At 71.8% G+C, this 20,883-nt stretch carries 21 protein-coding genes; 10 read left to right on the top strand and 11 right to left on the bottom strand.

The window, feature by feature from the left end; translation table 11 throughout:
• Positions 1-17 precede the first annotated feature (17 nt).
• Positions 18-1,814: a hypothetical protein gene (locus ACIPYQ_RS31735; RefSeq protein WP_401257408.1), complete on the bottom strand. Its 1,797-nt coding sequence runs from the start codon at positions 1,812-1,814 to the stop codon at positions 18-20.
• Between the two features lie 181 nt (positions 1,815-1,995).
• On the opposite strand from ACIPYQ_RS31735, the gene radA reads away from it, so the two are divergent.
• Positions 1,996-3,411 (top strand): DNA repair protein RadA, encoded by a 1,416-nt coding sequence (gene radA / locus ACIPYQ_RS31730; protein WP_401257406.1) that lies wholly within the window; start codon positions 1,996-1,998, stop codon positions 3,409-3,411.
• 173 nt (positions 3,412-3,584) lie between these two features.
• Positions 3,585-4,709 carry a DNA integrity scanning diadenylate cyclase DisA gene (gene disA / locus ACIPYQ_RS31725; protein ID WP_361769502.1) on the top strand — a complete coding sequence of 375 codons (1,125 nt, stop codon included), beginning with the start codon at positions 3,585-3,587 and terminating at the stop codon, positions 4,707-4,709.
• A gap of 129 nt (positions 4,710-4,838) precedes the next feature.
• On the opposite strand, the gene ACIPYQ_RS31720 is transcribed toward disA, so the two are convergent.
• Positions 4,839-5,642, bottom strand: a complete 804-nt coding sequence (locus ACIPYQ_RS31720) for a hypothetical protein (protein ID WP_401257404.1) — start codon at positions 5,640-5,642, stop codon at positions 4,839-4,841.
• Between the two features lie 160 nt (positions 5,643-5,802).
• Here ACIPYQ_RS31720 and ACIPYQ_RS31715 point away from each other — a divergent pair, with 160 nt between their 5' ends.
• The 7 genes from ACIPYQ_RS31715 (at position 5,803) to ACIPYQ_RS31685 (ending at position 12,262) form a co-directional block, all read left to right on the top strand.
• A complete protein-coding gene (locus ACIPYQ_RS31715; RefSeq protein ID WP_401257402.1) occupies positions 5,803-6,444 on the top strand; it encodes a phosphatase PAP2 family protein in 642 nt (213 codons plus the stop codon).
• Positions 6,441-7,358 carry an A/G-specific adenine glycosylase gene (locus ACIPYQ_RS31710; RefSeq protein ID WP_401257400.1) on the top strand — a complete coding sequence of 306 codons (918 nt, stop codon included), beginning with the start codon at positions 6,441-6,443 and terminating at the stop codon, positions 7,356-7,358. The genes ACIPYQ_RS31715 and ACIPYQ_RS31710 overlap by 4 nt, the downstream gene beginning before the upstream one ends.
• A 226-nt stretch (positions 7,359-7,584) precedes the next feature.
• On the top strand, positions 7,585-8,145 hold the full coding sequence (locus ACIPYQ_RS31705) for a SigE family RNA polymerase sigma factor (RefSeq protein WP_030010715.1): 561 nt from the start codon (positions 7,585-7,587) through the stop codon (positions 8,143-8,145).
• The gene (locus tag ACIPYQ_RS31700) at positions 8,133-8,828 is read left to right on the top strand and encodes a hypothetical protein (protein WP_401257398.1); all 696 of its coding nucleotides are present in this window, start codon (positions 8,133-8,135) and stop codon (positions 8,826-8,828) included. The genes ACIPYQ_RS31705 and ACIPYQ_RS31700 overlap by 13 nt, the downstream gene beginning before the upstream one ends.
• Positions 8,829-8,857: 29 nt before the next feature.
• Positions 8,858-9,571 carry a two-component system response regulator CseB gene (cseB, locus tag ACIPYQ_RS31695; RefSeq protein WP_401257396.1) on the top strand — a complete coding sequence of 238 codons (714 nt, stop codon included), beginning with the start codon at positions 8,858-8,860 and terminating at the stop codon, positions 9,569-9,571.
• Positions 9,568-10,878: a two-component system sensor histidine kinase CseC gene (cseC, locus tag ACIPYQ_RS31690; RefSeq protein ID WP_401257394.1), complete on the top strand. Its 1,311-nt coding sequence runs from the start codon at positions 9,568-9,570 to the stop codon at positions 10,876-10,878. The genes cseB and cseC overlap by 4 nt, the downstream gene beginning before the upstream one ends.
• Before the next feature lie 196 nt (positions 10,879-11,074).
• The gene (locus ACIPYQ_RS31685; RefSeq protein ID WP_401257392.1) at positions 11,075-12,262 is read left to right on the top strand and encodes a LamG-like jellyroll fold domain-containing protein; all 1,188 of its coding nucleotides are present in this window, start codon (positions 11,075-11,077) and stop codon (positions 12,260-12,262) included.
• A gap of 52 nt (positions 12,263-12,314) precedes the next feature.
• Here the strand turns inward: ACIPYQ_RS31685 and ACIPYQ_RS31680 are convergent, their stop codons facing one another.
• Positions 12,315-12,908, bottom strand: a complete 594-nt coding sequence (locus tag ACIPYQ_RS31680; protein ID WP_401257390.1) for a M23 family metallopeptidase — start codon at positions 12,906-12,908, stop codon at positions 12,315-12,317.
• Positions 12,909-13,415: 507 nt separating this feature from the next.
• On the bottom strand, positions 13,416-15,941 hold the full coding sequence (locus tag ACIPYQ_RS31675; protein ID WP_327415605.1) for an ATP-dependent Clp protease ATP-binding subunit: 2,526 nt from the start codon (positions 15,939-15,941) through the stop codon (positions 13,416-13,418).
• A 462-nt stretch (positions 15,942-16,403) separates the two neighbouring features.
• Between ACIPYQ_RS31675 and ACIPYQ_RS31670 the strand changes: the two genes are divergently transcribed.
• The gene (locus ACIPYQ_RS31670; RefSeq protein ID WP_401257388.1) at positions 16,404-16,979 is read left to right on the top strand and encodes an SCO3374 family protein; all 576 of its coding nucleotides are present in this window, start codon (positions 16,404-16,406) and stop codon (positions 16,977-16,979) included.
• On the opposite strand, the gene ACIPYQ_RS31665 is transcribed toward ACIPYQ_RS31670, so the two are convergent.
• From ACIPYQ_RS31665 to ACIPYQ_RS31635, 7 genes are all read right to left on the bottom strand, one after another.
• Positions 16,958-17,296 (bottom strand): Lsr2 family protein, encoded by a 339-nt coding sequence (locus ACIPYQ_RS31665; RefSeq protein ID WP_327415603.1) that lies wholly within the window; start codon positions 17,294-17,296, stop codon positions 16,958-16,960. The genes ACIPYQ_RS31670 and ACIPYQ_RS31665 overlap by 22 nt on opposite strands.
• Before the next feature lie 165 nt (positions 17,297-17,461).
• Entirely contained in the window at positions 17,462-17,992 is a 531-nt protein-coding gene (locus ACIPYQ_RS31660; RefSeq protein ID WP_361770443.1) for an amino-acid N-acetyltransferase, read from the bottom strand.
• An 11-nt stretch (positions 17,993-18,003) separates the two neighbouring features.
• The gene (locus ACIPYQ_RS31655) at positions 18,004-18,468 is read right to left on the bottom strand and encodes a BlaI/MecI/CopY family transcriptional regulator (RefSeq protein ID WP_361770440.1); all 465 of its coding nucleotides are present in this window, start codon (positions 18,466-18,468) and stop codon (positions 18,004-18,006) included.
• A gap of 107 nt (positions 18,469-18,575) precedes the next feature.
• Positions 18,576-18,740 carry a hypothetical protein gene (locus ACIPYQ_RS31650; RefSeq protein ID WP_361770438.1) on the bottom strand — a complete coding sequence of 55 codons (165 nt, stop codon included), beginning with the start codon at positions 18,738-18,740 and terminating at the stop codon, positions 18,576-18,578.
• 13 nt (positions 18,741-18,753) lie between these two features.
• Positions 18,754-19,338 (bottom strand): hypothetical protein, encoded by a 585-nt coding sequence (locus ACIPYQ_RS31645; protein ID WP_401257385.1) that lies wholly within the window; start codon positions 19,336-19,338, stop codon positions 18,754-18,756.
• A 48-nt stretch (positions 19,339-19,386) separates the two neighbouring features.
• Entirely contained in the window at positions 19,387-19,578 is a 192-nt protein-coding gene (locus tag ACIPYQ_RS31640) for a DUF397 domain-containing protein (RefSeq protein WP_319732881.1), read from the bottom strand.
• A 142-nt stretch (positions 19,579-19,720) separates the two neighbouring features.
• Entirely contained in the window at positions 19,721-20,851 is a 1,131-nt protein-coding gene (locus ACIPYQ_RS31635; protein ID WP_362237248.1) for a beta-eliminating lyase-related protein, read from the bottom strand.
• Positions 20,852-20,883: the final 32 nt, after the last annotated feature.

The following is a 20,883-nucleotide window of genomic DNA, read 5'->3' as shown; positions in this document are numbered from 1 at the left end:
TTCCGGCCTGGGCGCCGTTAGCCCGGTGACCCGGACGGGCCCGGGTCCGGCCCCGGGGAAACCGTTCCGCCTGAGCCGTCCGACGGCGTCGCGGTCGGCGTGGGCGTCGGGGACGGCGGCGGGATCGTCGGCTCCGTGGGCGTCGGGGTCGGCGTGGGCGGCTGCGTCGGGTCCGGGGTGGGCGTCGGGGTCGCGGGCTGCGTCGGGTCCGGCGCCGGCGTCGGGGTCGCGGCGGGGCGGCCGCGGCCCTGGATGGAGACCACCGCACCGCTCGGATCGACCCCGACCCGGGCGGTCCAGGCGCCCACGGGCTGGGCCTCGGAGTCCACGGCGATCCGCAGGGTGACCGATTCTCCAGGGGCCAGCGTGCCCGCGGTCCGGCTCGCGCGCAGCCAGGGCGCGTCGGACCAGAGCCGCCAGTCCACCGGGGCGCCGCCCGAGGCGGTGAGGGTGAGCAGCGTGAGGGAACCGCGCGAGGACGCGGCGACGGCGAGGCGGCCGGGGGCTCCGGCGTGGTCGGGGCCGGCCGGCGGACCGCTGCTGATCACCTCGACGGAGACGTCGGATTCGTCGTCGCTCTGGGCGAATCCGGGGCCGCCGGTGGTGCTGGCGGCGTTCCCGGCGTTCTCGTACGCCGTCAGCGGGCGGCCGTCCGTACGCGCCGTCGGGAGCTCGGACTCACTGGCGGAGATGCGGGTGGAGTCGCCGCCGACGGGCTCGCCCGTGCTGGGGGCGCCGCGGTACGCCGCCCACAGGGCCAGGACCGGGGCGGCGACGACGGTGGCGACGACGGTCGTGGTCACCGCCCGGGCGCGCAGCCGGTCGCGGCGGGCCGCGCGGTCCCTGGGGTCCATCGGGAAGCCGGTGCGGTCGAAGCGCGGGCCGGGCCTGCGGCCGCGGCCCCGGCCGGAGCGGAGCATCGCGGCGTGGACGGCGGTGCGGGGGGCGGGTACGAGCGGGAGGGCGGCGGTGTTGATGCCGCCGGAGCCGGGCCAGGGGGCGGCGACGCCCACGCGTTCGGCGACGCGGCGGCACCGGGGGCAGTCGTCGACGTGGCGGACGAGCTCGGCGCGCAGGGTGCTGGACAGCAGGACGTTGCCGGCGCCCTCGCCGTCTGCGCCGGCGCCGGTGAGCAGGGAGACGGCGGAACAGTTCCCGGTCTCCACGACGGCGAGGGCGGCCCGGGTGCGCTCCACCTCGCAGGCGGCGCCGGACAGGAGCTCCCGGGCGGCGGCCGGGGGCGTGCCGAGGACGGCGGCGAGTTCGGGGACGCCGAGGCGGTGGCGGACGGCGAGTTCGAGGGCCTCGCGCTGGGCGGGCGTGGTACCGGCGGCCTCGGGCCAGGCGAGCCGGGCCAGTTCGGTCCGGCGGTAGGCGTTCACGTCAACGGGCCGGTGGGCCTCCGGGGCGCGTTCGGCGTCCGGGGCACCGGCCGGGTCCGTGTCACCACCCGGCGCACGGGTGCGCCCGGCGTGCTCCGGCGCACGACGGGCGGAATGCGCTCCGGGTCGGGTGCGCCGTTGCTCGACCAGCCGGCGCAGGCAGCCCCAGCGGGCGAGGGCGTAGAGCCAGGCCCGCCGGTCCCCCTCGTCGGGGCAGCGGCCGGGGTGCCGCTCGGCCACGGCGAGGACATCGCCCAGCACGTCGGTGGCGGTGTCGTGGTCGCACAGGACCGACAGGCAGTACGTGAACAGACCGTCCAGGTAAGGCTCGTGCCGGAAGGGGGGCGGCTGCTCCCCCTCGCTGTGCGTGCGCCCGTGCGCCCGGTGTGCGCCGGTGCGCGATGAGGGGTGTGCCTGGTTGCTGCTGTTCACCTGGCGACCGTAGGCGGCGCGCCGGTGACGCCCTGGAAGCCTTCCCCACTTTTAGCCCTTACGGGTGAACAGATCGGTGACCCGCTGACGAAGGCCCTGACGTGCGAGGGCTCCGCCCCCACCACCCCCTCCGCCCCCACCCCCGCCCGGTCTGTCGGTGCGGGCGGCTACCGTGAGCGGCATGGCTGCCCGCACCGCTCGTTCATCCGCCAAGGACCGGCCGTCCTACCGCTGCTCCGAGTGCGGGTACACCACCGCCAAGTGGCTCGGGCGCTGCCCCGAGTGCCAGGCCTGGGGGACCGTCGAGGAGATGGGCGGCGCACCCGCCGTGCGGACCACCGCCGCCGGCCGGGTCTCCGCGCCCGCGCTGCCGATCGCTCAGGTCGACGGCCGGACCGCGACCGCGCGCAGCACCGGCGTGGACGAGCTGGACCGCGTCCTCGGCGGCGGGCTCGTCCCCGGCGCCGTCGTCCTGCTGGCCGGGGAGCCGGGCGTCGGCAAGTCGACGCTGCTGCTGGACGTCGCGGCCAAGGCGGCGAGCGACGAGCACCGCACGCTCTACGTCACCGGCGAGGAATCGGCGAGCCAGGTGCGGCTGCGCGCCGACCGCATCCGGGCACTGAACGACCACCTCTACCTGGCCGCCGAGACCGATCTCTCGGCGGTCCTCGGGCACCTCGACGCCGTGAAGCCCTCCCTCCTCATCCTGGACTCCGTACAGACCGTCGCCTCCCCCGAGATCGACGGCGCACCCGGCGGCATGGCCCAGGTGCGCGAGGTGGCCGGGGCGCTGATCCGGGCCTCCAAGGAGCGCGGGATGTCCACCCTCCTCGTCGGCCACGTGACCAAGGACGGGGCCATCGCCGGACCCCGGCTGCTGGAGCACCTCGTGGACGTGGTGCTGAGCTTCGAGGGCGACCGGCACGCGCGGCTGCGACTGGTGCGCGGCATCAAGAACCGGTACGGGGCCACCGACGAGGTCGGCTGCTTCGAGCTGCACGACGAGGGGATCACCGGGCTCGCCGACCCGAGCGGGCTGTTCCTGACCCGGCGCGCCGAGGCCGTTCCCGGAACCTGTCTGACGGTCACCCTGGAGGGGAAGCGCCCGCTGGTCGCCGAGGTGCAGGCGCTGACCGTGGACTCGCAGATCCCCTCCCCCCGGCGCACGACCTCGGGCCTGGAGACCTCGCGCGTGTCGATGATGCTGGCGGTGCTGGAGCAGCGCGGCCGGATCACGGCGCTCGGCAAGCGCGACATCTACAGCGCGACCGTGGGCGGGGTGAAGCTGACCGAGCCGGCCGCCGACCTGGCGATCGCGCTCGCCCTCGCCTCCGCCGCCAGTGACGTCCCGCTGCCGAAGAACCTCGTGGCGATCGGCGAGGTCGGCCTGGCCGGCGAGGTGCGGCGGGTGACCGGCGTGCAGCGGCGCCTCGCCGAGGCGCACCGGCTCGGCTTCACGCACGCGCTGGTCCCGGCGGATCCGGGGAAGGTCCCGGCCGGGATGAAGGTGATCGAAGTGGCCGACGTGGGCGACGCGCTGCGGGTGCTGCCGCGCGGGCGGACCCGTACGCCGGCCAAGGAGCGGGCCTCGGACTGACGGGGCAGCGGCCCTGGTCAGGGGGTCCGTACGGGCCCCCCGTCAGGCGTACCTGGCCAAGCCACGGCGGGGCCGCAGCGCGCGCCGGTAGACTTTGTGCTGGTCCGCCCGGCCGTACGCACGTCCTCGTGCCCGCGGCGCGGGGCGGCGCAACCCGCGACCGGAGGAGTGCAGTGGCAGCCAAGGACGGGGCAGCAGCATCCGGGAAGTCGGGCGCGAGCTCCAAGCAGGAGGCCATGATGCGCGCCTCGCTGAGCGCGGTCGCACCTGGTCAGCCGCTGCGTGACGGCTTGGAGCGGATCGTCCGCGGCAACACCGGCGGGCTCATCGTCCTCGGCATGGACAAGTCCGTCGAGGCCATGTGCACCGGTGGTTTCGTCCTGGACGTGGAGTTCACCGCGACCCGGCTGCGCGAGCTGTGCAAGCTCGACGGCGCGCTCATCCTCGACAAGGACATCACCAAGATCCTGCGGGCCGGTGTGCAGCTGGTGCCGGACGCGTCGATCCCGACGGAGGAGACCGGTACGCGGCACCGCACGGCGGACCGCGTCTCCAAGCAGTGCGGCTTCCCGGTGGTCTCCGTCTCCCAGTCGATGCGGCTCATCGCGCTGTACGTGGACGGGGAGCGGCGGGTCCTGGAGGAGTCCGGGGCGATCCTGTCGCGGGCGAACCAGGCGCTGGCCACGCTGGAGCGGTACAAGCTGCGCCTCGACGAGGTCGCGGGCACGCTGTCGGCCCTGGAGATCGAGGACCTGGTCACGGTCCGCGACGTGACGGCGGTCGCGCAGCGGCTGGAAATGGTCCGCCGGATCGCGACCGAGATCGCCGAGTACGTGGTCGAACTGGGCACGGACGGGCGACTGCTGTCGCTGCAGCTGGACGAGCTGACGGTCGGCATCGAGCAGGAGCGGGAGCTCGTCATCCGGGACTACGTGCCGGAGCCGACGGCGAAGCGGTCCCGCACGGTGGACGAGGCGCTGGCGGAACTGGACGCGCTGACGCATCCGGAGCTGCTGGAGCTGGCGATCGTGGCGAAGGCGCTGGGGTACACGGGCTCGCCGGAGACCCTGGACTCGGCGGTGTCGCCCCGCGGGTACCGGCTGCTGGCGAAGGTTCCCCGGCTGCCGGGGGCCATCATCGAACGGCTCGTGGAGCACTTCGGCGGCCTGCAGAAGCTGCTGGCGGCGTCGGTGGACGACCTCCAGACGGTCGACGGCGTCGGCGAGGCCCGTGCGCGCAGCGTCCGCGAGGGCCTCTCCCGCCTGGCGGAGTCCTCGATCCTCGAGCGGTACGTCTGACCTTGCGGGTCCGCTGCTGGGGCTCCGCCCCAGACCCCGCGCCTCAAACGCCGGCGAGGCTGGATTTGGCCGAGGCCGTCCGCCGGGCATAACCCAGCCCCACCGGGGTTCGGGGGCGGAGCCCCCGTATTAGTCCTGCTTCAGGACGAACGAGGTGCGGGCGACCGGCATGCCGGGGGACTTGACCTCGACCACGTAGGTGTCGGGAGCCGCAGACCCCGCCGGAGGCGACTGGCACTGGTCGGCCGCGCTGAACCTCCGGTCCCATTCCAGCGCCTGCTTCGTCTCCCCCTGCGCCGGCAGCCGGAAGAACGCGTTGCCCGCGCCCGGCGGGCAGTCCGCCGAGGACCACACCGCCTTGCTGCTGCTCGCCTGAAGGATGGTCAGGACCGCCTGCCTCGGGCCGAGGTCGATCTTGCAGGTGGTGCCGGAGGTGTTGCGGGCGACCAGTTCGAGCCGGGGCTTCTCGTTCGCCTCGTACTCGTTCTTCGCGCTCTTGACCTCCCACTGCAGCGCACCCGGCGCGCACGTGGGGAGCGGGGAGTCCGCCGGGACCTGCGCCGGGCCGGCCGCCGCGCCGCCGCCCGTGCCGGAGCCGCCGCTCGTGGCCGTGCCGCTGCCCGGCTCACCGTTCTTGCCCGCGCCGCCCGTTCCGCCGCCTTCGGAGCCGGTGGTTCCGCCGCTGCCCGTCTCCGGACGCCCGCCGGGGGCCGCACTGATCGCGGGGCCCGTGCCGGCCGGGCCGGGGGTGATCGAGGCGACGGGGTCTGGGCCGCTCTGGCCCTTTCCGTTCGTACTCGTCTTCCCTCCGCCGGAACTGACGGTCCATACGGCGAGGAGCGCGAGGAGCGCGACGACGGACGCCAGCACAGCCCTCCGTCGCCAGTAGATGGAGGAGGGGAGCGGCCCGACCGGATTGCGCAGAGATCCCACGGACGGAACTTTACGAGAGTTCGCGGCCCGATCAGCGCCCCACATGCCGCGCAGCGGGCTTGATTTGCCGATGATCATCCTGCGGGCGTATCCGGAACCACCGGGAACCGGCCAGAGGTCTGATGCGGAGATTAATCCGCTTTGACTACGTTCGGTAGCCATGGACAGCTCAGGCCTCTACCTCGACATCACCGGTTTCGCCCGTTCCACACCCGGATGGGTGCAGTCCGCGTTCGAGGCCTGGACGGCCCACGGGCTCCTGCTCTTCGGCGTGCTCTTCACGGCCGTCTGGTGGCGCTCGCGCGCCCGCGGCGGCCCCCGGCCGGTCGCGCTCGCCGTCCTCGCCCCACTGGCCACCGCCGTCGCGTACGTCGCCTCGGAGGCGGTGAAGTCCACCGTGGCCGAGGAGCGGCCCTGCCGCGCCGTCGCCGGGGCCGCCGCCTCGCTGGTCGCGTGCCCGGCACCGGGCGACTGGTCGTTCCCCAGCAATCACGCGGCCATCGCGGGCGCCGCCACCGTGGCGCTGACCCTGGCCGTACGCCGGCTCGCGCTGCTGACCGTGCCGCTCGCCCTGCTGATGGCCTTCTCCCGGGTCTTCGTCGGCGTGCACTACCCGCACGACGTGGCGTTGGGCCTGCTGCTGGGCGGTTCGGTCGCCGCCCTCATCGTCCTCGCCCTCACCGGTCCGATCAGTGCGATCATCGCCGCCATGCGGGCGAGCGGGGTCCGCGCCGCCGTCTGGTTCACCGGCCCGGGCCCGGCGGGAGGGACCCGAAACGTGCCAGGATGCCGTCTGTCATGACTGCATCTCCCGCTTCCGCCACGACCGTGTCCCCCGACGCCCCGCACGCGCTGCACTCCCCCGTCATCGCGTGGTTCGACGAGCACGCCCGCGACCTGCCCTGGCGCCGCCCCGAGGCCGGCCCCTGGGGGGTCATGGTCAGCGAGTTCATGCTCCAGCAGACCCCGGTCAGCCGGGTCCTCCCGGTCTACGAGCAGTGGCTCGCCCGGTGGCCCCGCCCCGCCGACCTGGCCGCCGAGGCCCCCGGAGAAGCCGTACGGGCCTGGGGGCGGCTCGGCTACCCGCGGCGCGCCCTGCGGCTGCACGGCGCGGCCGTCGCCATAACGGAGCGGCACGGGGGCGACGTACCGCGGGAGCACGCACAGCTCCTCTCGCTGCCCGGGATCGGCGAGTACACGGCGGCCGCCGTGGCCTCCTTCGCGTACGGGCAGCGGCACGCCGTCCTCGACACGAACGTCCGGCGGGTCTTCGCGCGCACCGCCACCGGGGTGGAGTACCCGCCGAACGCCACCACCGCCGCGGAACGGCGCCTGGCCCGGGCCCTGCTGCCCGAGGACGAGGCGACCGCGGCGCGCTGGGCGGCGGCCTCGATGGAGCTCGGCGCGCTGGTGTGCACCGCGAAGAGCCCGGACTGCGTCCGCTGCCCGGTGGCCGGGCTGTGCGCGTGGCGCCTGGCCGGGAAGCCGGCGCACGAGGGACCGCCGCGGCGCGGGCAGACGTACGCCGGGACCGACCGGCAGGTGCGCGGCAAGCTCCTCGCGGTGCTCCGGGACGCGGTGGGCGCCGTTCCGCAGGCCGTGCTCGACACGGTGTGGGACGAGCCGGTGCAGCGGGCCCGGGCGCTGGACGGGCTGCTCTCGGACGGGCTGGTGGAACCCCTCGACGGAGGCATGTACCGCCTTCCGCAGACCTGAGCGGAGCTGTCGGCGACGGCTCCGCGACCACGCGTAGTCGACCTTGGAACTGAGGCGATGATTCCGCTTCTGCTCGGGAAACCCCAGCTCACGGCGCTGTTACACAACCTATGGGTGTCCGTGCGCCCACCGAAGGCTGGCTCGCACAGGCCCGTGACAACCCCTCCGTACCTTCGAATCCGTAAGACAGCGGATGAGCGGTGGACGGCAGCGGAGGCGGTCTCGAATGGCGCACGGTGAGGTACTCGGATTCGAAGAGTACGTACGCACCCGGCAGGACGCGCTGCTGCGCAGCGCCCGGCGCCTGGTCCCGGACCCCACCGACGCCCAGGACCTCCTGCAGACCGCGCTCGTGCGCACCTACGGCCGCTGGGACGGCATCGCCGACAAGTCCCTGGCCGACGCCTACCTGCGCCGCGTCATGATCAACACTCGTACCGAGTGGTGGCGGGCCCGCAAGCTCGAAGAGGTCCCCACCGAGCAGCTCCCCGACGCCTCCGTCGAGGACGGTTCCGACCAGCGCGCCGACCGCGCCCTGCTGATGGACATCCTCAAGGTGCTCGCGCCCAAGCAGCGCAGTGTGGTCGTGCTGCGACACTGGGAGCAGATGAGCACCGAGGAGACGGCCGCGGCACTCGGAATGTCTGCGGGTACCGTGAAGAGCACTCTGCACCGCGCGCTGGCCCGCCTCCGGCAGGAACTGGAGAGCCGGGACCTCGACATGCGGGCGCTGGAGCGCGGTGACCACACCATGCGGTACGAGGGGCGTGAGCGGTGCGCGGCCTGAAAGGCCAAGTTCTGACCAGTGGAAGATCGCTGGTACTGGTGTCGGCGGGGACGGTCGTCCTCGTCGGCACTGCCGTGTTCGCGGTCGGTTGCGCGACCGGCGGCACCGGCCTGCGCGACGGCGGCCCCGCCCGCTCCGACACCGTGGCCAAGGCCAGCCCGGCCGCCCCGTCCACCTCCGCCGACGCCCCCTCGGGCTCGGCCCCCGCGTCCGGCCGGCCGCTGAAGAAGGTCGACCCCGTCGCGCTGCTCAAGGCGGACCCGAAGGTCAGCGCGGAGATCAAACGGGACCTCAAGCCCTGTACGGGCAAGGAGTACCCGGTGGACGTGAGCTACGGGAAGGTCACCGGCAGCGCCGTCGTCGACATCGTCGTCAACGTCCTGTCCTGCGCCGACGCCCTGGGCCGCGGCTCGTACGTGTACCGGGCGGACGGCGGCTCGTACGAGAATGTGTTCTCGGACGAACAGCCACCCGTCTACGCGGAGATCGACCGGGGCGACCTGGTGGTCACGAAGCAGGTCTACGGAAAGAGCGACCCGCTCTCCTATCCGTCGGGCGAGGACGTGATCACGTACCGCTGGAACGGGGAGACGTTCACCGAGCACGACCGAGTGCACTCGGAGTACAGCAACGTGATCGACGGCGGTGTCCAGCCCGCCCCGGCCACGAGTCAGAAGAACTGAGCACAGAAGAACCGAGGCGAGGCTCCCGCATGGCCGAGACCCATGTCCTGTTCGTGGAGGACGACGACGTCATCCGTGAGGCCACGACCCTGGCGCTGGAACGCGACGGGTTCGTGGTCACCGCCATGCCCGACGGCCTGTCCGGCCTGGAGTCCTTCCGCGCCGACCAGCCGGACATCGCACTGCTCGACGTGATGGTCCCGGGCATGGACGGCGTGAGCCTGTGCCGCCGCATCCGCGACGAGTCCACCGTCCCCGTCATCATGCTGTCGGCGCGCGCCGACTCCATCGACGTGGTGCTGGGCCTGGAGGCGGGCGCCGACGACTACGTCACCAAGCCCTTCGACGGGTCCGTGCTCGTGGCCCGCATCCGGGCGGTGCTGCGCCGCTTCGACCACTCCGGCGGCCCGCAGAACGGCGGACCGGGCTCCGCGCACGACATGTCGGACGCGGAGCGCGGCGTGCTCTCCTTCGGCGACCTGGAGGTGGACACCGAGGGCATGGAGGTCCGCCGTTCGGGCGCCGCCGTGGCACTGACGCCGACCGAGATGCGGCTGCTGCTGGAGTTCTCCTCGGCGCCCGGCACCGTACTGTCGCGCGACCGCCTGCTGGAACGGGTCTGGGACTACGACTGGGGCGGCGACACCCGCGTGGTCGACGTCCACGTGCAGCGCCTGCGCACCAAGATCGGGCAGGACCGGATCGAAACGGTCCGAGGCTTCGGATACAAGCTGAAGGCATGAGACGGTTCACCCTCCGTACGGGGATCCGCTGGAAGATCACAGTCGCCATCGCCGCCGTGGGCGCCCTCGTCACGATCGCGCTGAGCCTGGTGGTGCACAGTGCTGCCCGCGTGTCGATGCTGGAGAGCGCGCGCGAAGTGCAGCTGGACCGCGTGCAGTTCATCTCCCGCAACGCCGACGCCGGACGCAAGCCGCCGATGGGCGCCAAGCTCAACGACCCCGAACTCCCCGCCGAGCTGCGGCACAAGGCGCAGTCGGGACGGCGCGGGACCTACATCCAGGAGCGGCCGCACGGGCTGCCCGAGGTGTGGGCCGCCGTGCCGCTGGAGAACGGGCAGGTGCTGTCGCTGCACACGCAGTTCCGGGAGAGCGCCAACCTGATCCCCGACCTGGACCGGGCCCTGGTCGTCGGCGGGCTGGCCGCCGTGATCGGCGGATCGGCGCTCGGCGTGCTCATCGGCGGGCAGATCTCGCGCAGGCTGCGCAAGGCCGCGGCCGCCGCGCAGCGGGTGGCGCACGGTGATCCCGACGTACGGGTGCGGGACGCGGTCGGGGGCGTCGTCCGCGACGAGACGGACGACCTGGCACGGGCCGTGGACGCCATGGCCGATGCGCTGCAGCAGCGGCTGGAGGCCGAGCGGCGGGTGACGGCGGACATCGCGCACGAGCTGCGCACGCCGGTGACGGGCCTGCTCACGGCGGCGGAACTGCTGCCTCCGGGACGGCCGACCGAGCTGGTCCGGGACCGGGCGCAGGCGCTGCGCGCGCTGGTCGAGGACGTACTGGAGGTGGCCCGGCTGGACAGCGCGTCCGAGCGGGCGGAGCTCCAGGACGTGGCGCTGGGCGAGTTCGTGAGCCGGCGGGTGACCTCGCTGATGCCGGAGGCGACCGTACGGGTCGTCGCGGACGAGATCGTCAGCACCGACCCGCGGCGGCTGGAGCGGATCCTGGGGAACCTGCTGGCCAATGCCGCGCGGTACGGGCAGCCGCCGATCCAGGTCGACGTGGAGGGCCGGGTCGTACGGGTCCGCGACCACGGGCCGGGCTTCCCGGAGGCACTGCTGCGCGAGGGGCCCAGCCGGTTCCGGACCGGGTCGACGGACCGCGCGGGCGTGGGCCACGGGCTGGGCCTGACCATCGCGGAGGGCCAGGCCCGGGTCCTGGGCGCCCGGCTGACCTTCCGCAACGTGGCGGCCCCGGGCGGCTTCGACCGCGAGGGCAGGGCGGCGGGCGCGGTGGCGGTCCTGTGGCTGCCGGAGCACGCCCCGACGGCGACGGGCAGCTTCCCGGTGATCAAGCTGCCGTAGGGCTGGGGCCGGACCGTCAAGCCCCGAGTTCCCGTGGCGTGACCTGCGCACCGGTCCGGGGCGTAATGGAGGTCCCGGATGGCACCGCGGGAGGGCCTGCGGTCCGCCCGCCGCATCCGCAGCCCGCAGGCCTCGGAGCGGCCCGAGCGGTACCGGGCGGTACGACTACGGGGGCCAGTGTTTTAGCATCCCTGGCATGACCGACGCCGTGAATCCCCCGAGCAACCCGCAGCCCTCGCCCGCCCCGGGGAGCGGCGGATACGGGTTCCCTCCGGGCCCGCCCGGGCAGGGCGGCGGCTACGGCCCCCCGTCAGGCCCGCCCCGGCACGACGGCGGCCAGGGCGGTTACGGCTACCCGGCCGACGGTGGCGAGGGGTACGGCTACGGCTACCCGCAGCAGGGGCAGCAGCCGAACCCGTACCAGCAGCAGGGCGCCGGAGGGCAGTGGCCCCCGGCCCAGTCCGCCCAGCCCGGCATATCCTCGACGCCGCAGCCCGACTGGGAGGCCATGGCCGACCGGTCCACGGCCGAGCGGCGCAAGAAGCGGCTGTGGATGATCGGCGGCGGGGTGACCGTACTGGCGCTGCTGGCCGGCGGCGGAACGTTCTTCCTGCTGGGCGACAACGGCGACGGGCCGGACGGGGCCGATGCCCAGCCCTCCACGTCCGCCTCGCCGGAGCCCGTCGATTCGAAGTCCCCCGCGGGCTACACCGCGACCGTCGAGGGCGACGCGACCCTGCTGCGCGACAGCTACGGCAAGACCGGCATCCGGCTCGGCCCCGACTTCCAGCTCGGCCCGCTGGGCAAGCGCTTCCAGATCGTGGGCAAGGGCAACGCGAACTCCTACGCCCAGTCCGCCGAGCCGGTCGTGGACGTGACCAAGAGCTTCACCGTCACGGCCCGCGTCTACAGCTCCGGCACCAAGGGCTCGCGGATCGCCATCAGCCAGGGCGACGGGGAGTCGTTCTCCTTCGAGCTGGGCGTGAACGAGGTGGGCGGCAAGCAGGCCTGGATCTTCCGCGTGCAGACCGGCGACAAGGGCGCCGCGGCGACGACGAGGACCGTCGCCGCCGAGGGCCCCACCGTGCTGAAGACCCCCACGATGCTGATGGCCACCTACGACGCCGAGAAGAAGACCATCGCGCTCTACGTGGAGGGCAAGAAGGCCGGCGAGACCACCCAGGTGCCGCCCCTCTGGCAGGCCCCCGGTCCGCTCCAGCTGGGCCGCTCCAAGCACCACAACATCTGGACCGGTGCCTGGCAGGGCGCCCTGCACAACATCAAGATCTACGACACGGCCTTCACGCCGGAGCAGGCGGCCGCGTACAAGGAGGGCAAGCTCGGGGCGGAAACGAAGCCGGCCCACGCCTGGCTGCTCACCTGAGCAGCCGGCGGGGCCGGGTCGTGGGGACGGTCACGGGGACCGGTCGGTCGGGTCAGATGCGAACGCCGGCGTTCCGCAGGAAGGCGACCGGGTTGACGGCCGAGCCGTAGTTCGGGGTGGTGCGGATCTCGAAGTGCAGGTGCGGGCCGCTGGAGTTGCCGGTGTTGCCCGACAGCGCGATGCGCTGGGAGGCGGCGACCTTCTGGCCGATCTTGACCTGGATCCTCGAGAGGTGCGCGTACTGCGAGTACGTGTTGTTCGCGTGCTTGATCACGATGGCGTTGCCGTACGCGGGGCCGTCGCCGCCGCCGTTCGGGCCGGCCTTCACGACGGTGCCGGCGGCCGCGGACTTGACCGGGGTGCCGACCGGAACGGCGAAGTCCTGGCCGGAGTGCTTGTGCGACCACATGCTGCCGCCCTTGCCGAAGGTCGCGGACAGCGTGTACTTCTCCAGCGGCTTGTCCCACAGGCCGGTCTTCGAGGCGCCCGCGGCACCGGCGGCGCCGGCCGCCTTGGCGGTGACAGCGGTCTGCGGGGCGTCTGCGAACGCGGCGGTCGTGCCCGCCCCGAGGGCCAGCACCGCACCGAGAGCGGTGGTGCCGACAGCGATACGGGTACGACGGGTGTAGACGCGCTTCGCGAACATGTGCAGACCTCCGGGGCCGGGGACGAGGGGGTTTCACACCTGTGAGAGGCATGGAGTAACCCGGCACGATCGAGCGAGTGCCGGGTTGGCTCATCCTTGGTAACCCGTGGCCCGGGACTTCCCCAAACGTCCCGATTACTACCGGAACTCGTAGCGCCGCCCGTGTGACGCGCCCCGTTGACGGCCTCTCTCCAGGGGCGAAGGTCCTGTGGCGGGGTGCATTGGATCTACGAAACGACCTAGTACGTCCGTTTTGTCTTGTGCGGCTTGTCACCGGCCCCCGACCTTCGCCCCCACCGGAACCAGGGCCGTCTGAGGCCCAGGTCACTAGGCTCCGAGGCCGTCTCCGCCGCCCGCAGCCCCGCCGACGGGCCGATCCCGTACGTCCTCCCCCTGCGCACCCTGACCCGGCACGGAGAGCTGCTGCCCGAGGCCATGACGAAGGGGCGGCCCGGAACCTCGTGGGTTCCGGGCCGCCCCTTCGTACTGCTGCCTACCCCAGGGGGGTTACGCGCCCTTCGACAGGTCCGGGCCGGAGCCCGTGGCCTCGATCGGGGGGAGGTCGGGCAGAGCCGACTTCTCCTCGCCGCGGAAGGTGAACTTGGCTTCCTCGCCCTCACCCTCCTTGCCGACGACCACGATGTGACCGGGACGCAGCTCGCCGAAGAGGATCTTCTCCGACAGGATGTCCTCGATCTCGCGCTGGATGGTCCGGCGCAGCGGCCGGGCACCCAGGATCGGGTCGTAGCCGCGCTTGGCGAGCAGGAGCTTGGCGTCGCCGCTCAGCTCGATGCCCATGTCGCGGTCCTTCAGGCGCTCGTCGACCTTCGCGATCATGAGGTCGACGATCTGGATGATGTCTTCCTCGGTGAGCTGGTGGAAGACGACCGTGTCGTCGACGCGGTTCAGGAACTCGGGCCGGAAGTGCTGCTTGAGCTCTTCGTTGACCTTCGCCTTCATCCGCTCGTAACCGGTCTTGGTGTCTCCCTGCGCCGCGAAGCCCAGGTTGAAGCCCTTCGAGATGTCCCGGGTACCCAGGTTGGTCGTCATGATGATGACCGTGTTCTTGAAGTCCACGACCCGGCCCTGGGAGTCGGTCAGACGACCGTCTTCCAGGATCTGGAGAAGGGAATTGAAGATATCCGGGTGGGCCTTCTCGACCTCGTCGAAGAGGACGACGGAGAACGGCTTCCGGCGCACCTTCTCGGTGAGCTGGCCGCCCTCTTCGTAGCCCACGTAGCCGGGGGGCGAACCGAAGAGACGGGAAACCGTGTGCTTCTCGCTGAACTCCGACATGTCGAGGGAGATCAGCGCGTCCTCGTCACCGAAGAGGAATTCGGCGAGCGTCTTCGAGAGCTCCGTCTTACCGACACCGGACGGGCCGGCGAAGATGAACGAGCCACCCGGGCGCTTCGGGTCCTTCAGACCCGCACGGGTACGGCGGATCGCCTGGGAGAGCGCCTTGATGGCGTCCTTCTGGCCGATGACCCGGCGGTGGAGCTCGTCCTCCATGCGGAGCAGTCGCGAGGACTCCTCCTCGGTGAGCTTGAAGACGGGAATGCCGGTCGCGGTCGCGAGGACCTCGGCGATGAGCTCGCCGTCGACCTCGGCGACGACGTCCATGTCGCCGGCCTTCCATTCCTTCTCGCGCTTGGTCTTCCCCGCAAGGAGCTGCTTCTCCTTGTCGCGGAGAGAAGCCGCCTTCTCGAAGTCCTGGGAGTCGATGGCCGACTCCTTGTCACGGCGCACGGCCGCGATCTTCTCGTCGAACTCGCGGAGGTCCGGCGGCGCGGTCATCCGGCGGATGCGCATCCGGGAGCCGGCCTCGTCGATCAGGTCGATCGCCTTGTCCGGGAGGAAGCGGTCCGAGATGTACCGGTCCGCCAGCGTCGCCGCCTGGACGAGGGCCTCGTCCGTGATGGAGACGCGGTGGTGGGCCTCGTAGCGGTCGCGCAGGCCCTTGAGGATCTCGATCGTGTGGGGGAGGGAAGGCTCCGCCACCTGGATCGGCTGGAAGCGGCGCTCGAGGGCCGCGTCCTTCTCGAGGTGCTTGCGGTACTCGTCCAGCGTCGTGGCACCGATGGTCTGGAGCTCACCACGGGCCAGCATGGGCTTGAGGATGCTGGCGGCGTCGATCGCGCCCTCGGCGGCGCCCGCACCCACGAGGGTGTGGAGCTCGTCGATGAACAGGATGATGTCGCCGCGGGTGCGGATCTCCTTGAGCACCTTCTTCAGGCGCTCCTCGAAGTCACCGCGGTAGCGGGAACCCGCGACCAGGGCGCCGAGGTCAAGCGTGTAGAGGTGCTTGTCCTTCAGCGTCTCGGGAACCTCGCCCTTGACGATCGCCTGGGCCAGGCCCTCGACGACGGCGGTCTTGCCGACGCCGGGCTCGCCGATGAGGACCGGGTTGTTCTTCGTACGGCGGGACAGCACCTGCATGACCCGCTCGATCTCCTTCTCGCGCCCGATGACCGGGTCGAGCTTGGATTCGCGGGCCGCCTGGGTGAGGTTGCGGCCGAACTGGTCCAGGACGAGCGAGGTCGAGGGCGTGCCCTCGGCCGGCCCGCCGGCCGTGGCCGACTCCTTGCCTCCACCGGTGTAGCCGGAGAGCAGCTGGATGACCTGCTGCCTGACTCGGTTGAGATCGGCGCCCAGCTTCACGAGGACCTGGGCGGCGACGCCCTCGCCCTCGCGGATCAGGCCGAGCAGGATGTGCTCGGTGCCGATGTAGTTGTGGCCGAGCTGGAGGGCCTCTCGGAGCGAAAGCTCCAGGACCTTCTTCGCCCGCGGGGTGAAGGGGATGTGGCCGGACGGGGCCTGCTGCCCCTGACCGATGATCTCCTCAACCTGCTGGCGAACAGCCTCGAGCGAAATCCCGAGGCTCTCCAGGGCCTTAGCGGCGACACCCTCACCCTCGTGGATCAAGCCCAGGAGGATGTGCTCGGTGCCGATGTAGTTGTGGTTGAGCATCCGGGCTTCTTCCTGAGCCAGGACGACAACCCGCCGCGCGCGGTCGGTGAACCTCTCGAACATCGTTTATCGCTCCTCAGAGCGGTCGGGCAGTTCGGGGTCGGTCCCCGCCCTGTCCTTCCGCATGCTAGTCCCGTGGGGCGGGACAGCTCATTCCAACTGCCGACATCCGTCCCCGGCTCACCCCTGCATCAGCGGGAAAACCGGCTCGGAGAGCCGACAACTGCTCCAACTCGATGGTGCGAGACGATGTTCCCGCAGGCCAGGCAGATACCCGTCATGCGTGTACGCCGACGGCGAACGGGAGCCCGTCAAATCAGCGTGTCGCCCCGATCCACTAGGAATGTCTTACCCGTAAGGACTGACACTCCATGCCCCCGGCACCGGTCGCCTCAGCTAAGGGCGAACACAGTTCCGTCTCGAATGCGGGACTCCGCCTCCACAGATGTTTACGTTCCGCATATGAGTGAGTGCGGTGTGTCACGGAGACCGTAACCCGGGAGCGTTTCGCGAGTTGCTCCGGGTATGGCCGTAACCGCTGCGCCGACCGTCCCGCTCCCCCGCGTCGCGCCCGGGGAGGGCGCGTACGCCTCCTGGTACGAGAGGGTGCTCGGCTGGGCCGTCACGGGCGGTCCGCCCGGCCTGCTCGCGACCGGGATCCGGTTCGACGTGCTGGAGCTGCCGTCCGATGCGGGTGCGGCGCTGCTGCGCAGGCCGGTCGCCACGGGCCCGGTGGCGCTCATGGGGCGCCGGATGCGGTTCCTGGTGGCCGCGGGGAGCGCAGAGGAGCTGGAGGGGCTGCTCGACTGGCTGGAATGGGGCGGGGTCGCCCTGGATCTGACCGCCCTGGGTGCGGGTGGCCGGATCACCGCCCCGGCTCCCCCGGGGCAGCCCCTGGGAGAAAGCCCTCGGGGGGCCGCCGTGTGGCTGCGACCCCCCGAGCAGGGGTGTGAGGCACTGCTGCCGGCCCTGCCCGGCCCCGGCAAGGGCACCGCCGGGCCCGATCTCGTACGCCTGGTGGCGGCGGCGGCGACGGAATGCCACCGGGCCCGCCTGGGCCGGCGTACGGCGGGGGTCCGTCAGCCCTTGGTCTTCTCGTAGGCCTCGCGGATCTCGGCCGGGACGCGGCCGCGGTCGTTCACGTTGTAACCGTTCTCCTTGGCCCACGCGCGGATCTCCGCGGTGTCCGGGTTGCCGGTCGTCGCCGAGGCGCGGCCCTTGGCGCGTGCCGCGGAGGCGCGGCCACCGGTGCGGCGGCCGCCCTTGGTGTACGGGTCGAGCAGACCGCGGAGCTTTTCAGCGTTGGCGGTGGTGAGGTCGATCTCGTAGGTCTTGCCGTCCAGAGCGAACGTCACCGTCTCGTCCGCCTCGCCACCGTCGAGGTCGTCGACAAGAAGGACCTGAACCTTCTGTGCCACCGGGATTTCCTTTCATCGAAAAGCAGTACGTGGAAAGGAAACCGCTTTTGCCTGGAAAACACAAACCCCCGGGGAGAGGTTCAGGACCGCAACAGGGCGGGAAACGTGCGCGATTCGGACATAGGCCACAGGTGTGCGGATCGACGGAAAAGCTGAGGCCATCGATCAGAGGTGCAGAAGCATCCGACTGTTGCCCAAGGTGTTCGGCTTCACTCGTTCGAGACCGAGGAACTCGGCGACGCCCTCGTCATAGGAACGCAGGAGCTCCATGTAGACATCGGTCTTGACCGGGGTCTCGCCGATCTCGACGAAGCCGTGCTTCGCGAAGAACTCGACTTCGAAGGTCAGGCAGAAAACCCGGCTCACCCCGAGCGTGCGGGCGGTCCGCAACAACTGCTGCAGCACCTTGTGGCCGACGCCGCCGCCCTTCAGGCCACGGTCCACTGCGAGAGTACGCACTTCGGCGAGGTCTTCCCACATCACGTGGAGAGCGCCGCAGCCGACCACCTGACCGTCGGAGTCGCGTTCCGCGACCCAGAACTCCTGGATGTCCTCGTAAAGGACGACCGGGGCTTTGTCCAGCAGGATCCGCTGCTGCACGTACTGGTCGAGGAGGCGGCGCAGCGCGGGAACATCACCGGTGCGGGCACGGCGGATCGTCACTGATTCTGCATGTGCAGAGGAAAACTCTCCCATGGCTGCGGACGCTATCGCCCCGGCTCCCGCGGGCGCTCGTCGGAGTCCCCTTCGGCTTCCGGCGGAGCGATGGGTTCGGCCACGGCTCCGGCCACGGCTTCGGCGCCGGACTCGTCGTCGTGCTGGACGACCCGTACGGCGTCCCGGAGTGCTTCCCGCTGTTCCGCGGACATCATGCCGAAGAAGGCCACGAGGGCGGCCGCGGGGTTGTCGCTCGTCGACCAGGCTTCGTTCATCAGTGCGGCCGAGTAGGCGGCGCGGGTGGAGACCGCCGTATATCGATAGGCGCGGCCTTCGGCTTCCCGGCGGACCCAGCCCTTCTGATGAAGATTGTCCATAACGGTCATGACCGTGGTGTACGCGATGGACCGTTCCTGCTGGAGGTCTTCCAGTACTTCACGAACGGTGACCGGGCGGTTCCACTGCCACACCCGCGTCATGACGGCGTCTTCGAGTTCTCCCAAGGGGCGAGGCACAACAGCACGATAGTGCCGCTTGTGCGGAATTGCCCGACTATTCACTCGGCAACGCGCGACAAAATCGGGAGTGCGGCCGGAGGGCCGCACTCCCGTCGCCCGGAGGGCTAGTTCTGCTGGCGCGCGGCCTCGGCCCGGGCGATCACGGCGTCGACCGCGGCGTCTTCCTTGGCCTTGTTGGCGCCGCCCTGGCTCTTCACGATCGTCACGACGAGAGCGATGAAGAACGCGGCCATCACGAAGGGGGGCACGAGCGCGGAGACGTAGTCCATGCCCACAGCGTAGCTACCCGGCCGCCCGCCCGGCCGCCGGGGGCGGACTGGGCTTGCGGCGCGGCGGGAACACCTCGCCGGGGGTGGGAACCGGCTTCTCGGGGCGCGGCGGCTCCTTGGGCTGCGGGGCCGGCTTCGGCGGCTCCTCCCGCCCGCCGGCCAGCGCCAGCAGCCGGGTCCGGGGTGCGGGAGTGGTCGACAGCCGCCGGCGTACGGAGCGCTCCGCGACGCCCTGGGCCCGTTCCAGCAGCGCCGCGGCGACCGGATTGGCGCGGAGCGCGCGCAGGGCGGCGAGGTCGTCGGGCACCGGTTCGTAGCCGGCGGCCAGGGCGTCCTGCAGCAGCTCCAGGTAGCCGGAGAGGCTGCCGGGCAGGGCGCCCCGGTAGCGGGCCAGGTCGTCGAGGAGGAACGTTCTGAGCCGGCCCGCCTCCTGGACCGCTTCGTCCACCGACTGCGCGAGGCGCAGGCAGTCCTGGACCTCCGCGGCCGCCAGGGGGGCCGGGGAGGACTGAAGGGCGTGGGCGAGGAGACGCCTGAGCACGTGCAGCTCAGCAGCGCTGAACGCCATGCCGCCGCGGGATCCGTAGGGCGTGGGCATGGGCCGAAGATACGCGCTAATCGGACAAAATCCCCTGAGGGTGAGCAATTACGGCGCGGCGGTTTCTTTCACGGCGCGGATGAAATCGGCCCAGGCGGCCTGGGTCGTGGCGAGCACGAGGTGTGCGGGGTCGACGCGGTCGGCGACCTTGACGAGGGCTCCGGGGGCGGTGGCGACGTAGACGCAGGCGTCGCCCTCACCACAGAACGAGGACTTCCGCCACGTGGGCTGAGCGGTCATGGTGTCTCCTCCGGGCAACGGTGGCCGGTAATTGCCGTCGAGTGGACGGTAACTCCGACACCGGCCCGGACCGATGAGTTTCCCGGAATTCGGTGATTCAGGGCGAAGCCGTGCGTAAGGCCGTCGCACCCGGCGGAAAGACCTAGAGCCGCGCCGTGAAGTCGGCGACGGCCTGCTTCACGTCGGGCTCCGTCCAGGACAGGCCCGGTTCGGTGATCTCCAGTTCCGTCACCGCGAGACCCGGCGGCCCGTCGGGAGACCACCGGCGGAAGAGGACCGTGCCCGTCTCCTCCGCCAGCCGCAGGCCCGCCTCCGTCAGGCGGTCCGCCTCGTACGGCAGCCACACCTGGAACTGGTGCGTGTGCGGCTCCTCGGGGTGGATCCGGGCCCACGGGACCTGCGACTCCGCGAACGCCGAGCGCAGCGCCCCGGCCACCATCCGCGCCTGGGCGACGTACGAGGGCAGCCGGGGCAGTTCCCGTTCCAGTCCGGCCAGCGCGGACAGGGCCTGCGGGAACTGCCGGAAGATCTGGCCGCCGTACCGGTGGCGCCAGACCCGGGTCTCGTCCACGAACTCCCGCGCCCCGGCCAGGCAGGCCCCGCTCAGGCCGCCCAGGGACTTGTAGAAGGAGACGTACACCGAGTCCGCGAGCCCCGCGATCTCCGGCAGCGGGCGCCCGAAGTGGACGGTGGACTCCCACAGGCGGGCGCCGTCGAAGTGGACCACCGCCTCCCGCTCGCGGGCCGCCTCGACCAGGGCCTCCAGCTCCTCCCAGGCGGGGAGGAGAAAGCCGGCGTCCCGCAGCGGCAGCTCCAGCATCAGCGTGCCGAAGGGCTCCCGGACCTCCGCGATCTCCGCGGGCGTCGGCTGGCGGGGCTCCGTCGTCGGGTGCACCACCCTCAGCCCGGAGACGCTGGACAGCGCGTCCCCCTCCCACCGCTCCGGATGGCTCATCGGGTGCAGCGCCACCACCGGGTTCCCGGTCCGGCCCGCCCAGCAGCGCAGCGCGATCTGCTGGGCCATCGTCCCGCTGGGGAAGAACGCCGCGTCCTGCGTGCCCAGCAGCTCCGCGACCCGGCGCTCCAGCTCCTCGACGACCCCGTCGCCGTACACGTCGGCCGGTCCGTCCATGGCGTACGGGGCCTCGGCGAGCCCGGCGAGCAGCTCCCCCACCGTGGGTTCGAGGAGGCTGCGCGACAGCCTGCGCTCGGCTCCGCGCCAGGCCGCCACCTGCCGCTTCGTACGTTCCGTCTGGTCACTGTCGTCGCTCATGGAGCCCGATCCTCGCCCTCGTCGTCGCCGTC

The organism is Streptomyces sp. NPDC090045, from assembly GCF_044747975.1.
Lineage (GTDB): Bacteria > Actinomycetota > Actinomycetes > Streptomycetales > Streptomycetaceae > Streptomyces.
This window is presented reverse-complemented; position numbering and strand designations above follow the sequence as displayed.

Bases quoted from the DNA above. Each gene is read 5' to 3' on its own strand.
- radA (WP_401257406.1), top strand. From the start codon at position 1,996: ATGGCTGCCCGCACCGCTCGTTCATCCGCCAAGGACCGGCCGTCCTAC.
- ACIPYQ_RS31715 (WP_401257402.1), top strand. From the start codon at position 5,803: ATGGACAGCTCAGGCCTCTACCTCGACATCACCGGTTTCGCCCGTTCC.
- ACIPYQ_RS31710 (WP_401257400.1), top strand. From the start codon at position 6,441: ATGACTGCATCTCCCGCTTCCGCCACGACCGTGTCCCCCGACGCCCCG.
- ACIPYQ_RS31705 (WP_030010715.1), top strand. From the start codon at position 7,585: ATGGCGCACGGTGAGGTACTCGGATTCGAAGAGTACGTACGCACCCGG.
- cseB (WP_401257396.1), top strand. From the start codon at position 8,858: ATGGCCGAGACCCATGTCCTGTTCGTGGAGGACGACGACGTCATCCGT.
- cseC (WP_401257394.1), top strand. From the start codon at position 9,568: ATGAGACGGTTCACCCTCCGTACGGGGATCCGCTGGAAGATCACAGTC.
- ACIPYQ_RS31685 (WP_401257392.1), top strand. From the start codon at position 11,075: ATGACCGACGCCGTGAATCCCCCGAGCAACCCGCAGCCCTCGCCCGCC.
- ACIPYQ_RS31680 (WP_401257390.1), bottom strand. From the start codon at position 12,908: ATGTTCGCGAAGCGCGTCTACACCCGTCGTACCCGTATCGCTGTCGGC.
- ACIPYQ_RS31675 (WP_327415605.1), bottom strand. From the start codon at position 15,941: ATGTTCGAGAGGTTCACCGACCGCGCGCGGCGGGTTGTCGTCCTGGCT.
- ACIPYQ_RS31670 (WP_401257388.1), top strand. From the start codon at position 16,404: ATGGCCGTAACCGCTGCGCCGACCGTCCCGCTCCCCCGCGTCGCGCCC.
- ACIPYQ_RS31660 (WP_361770443.1), bottom strand. From the start codon at position 17,992: ATGGGAGAGTTTTCCTCTGCACATGCAGAATCAGTGACGATCCGCCGT.
- ACIPYQ_RS31650 (WP_361770438.1), bottom strand. From the start codon at position 18,740: ATGGACTACGTCTCCGCGCTCGTGCCCCCCTTCGTGATGGCCGCGTTC.
- ACIPYQ_RS31645 (WP_401257385.1), bottom strand. From the start codon at position 19,338: ATGCCCACGCCCTACGGATCCCGCGGCGGCATGGCGTTCAGCGCTGCT.
- ACIPYQ_RS31640 (WP_319732881.1), bottom strand. From the start codon at position 19,578: ATGACCGCTCAGCCCACGTGGCGGAAGTCCTCGTTCTGTGGTGAGGGC.
- ACIPYQ_RS31635 (WP_362237248.1), bottom strand. From the start codon at position 20,851: ATGAGCGACGACAGTGACCAGACGGAACGTACGAAGCGGCAGGTGGCG.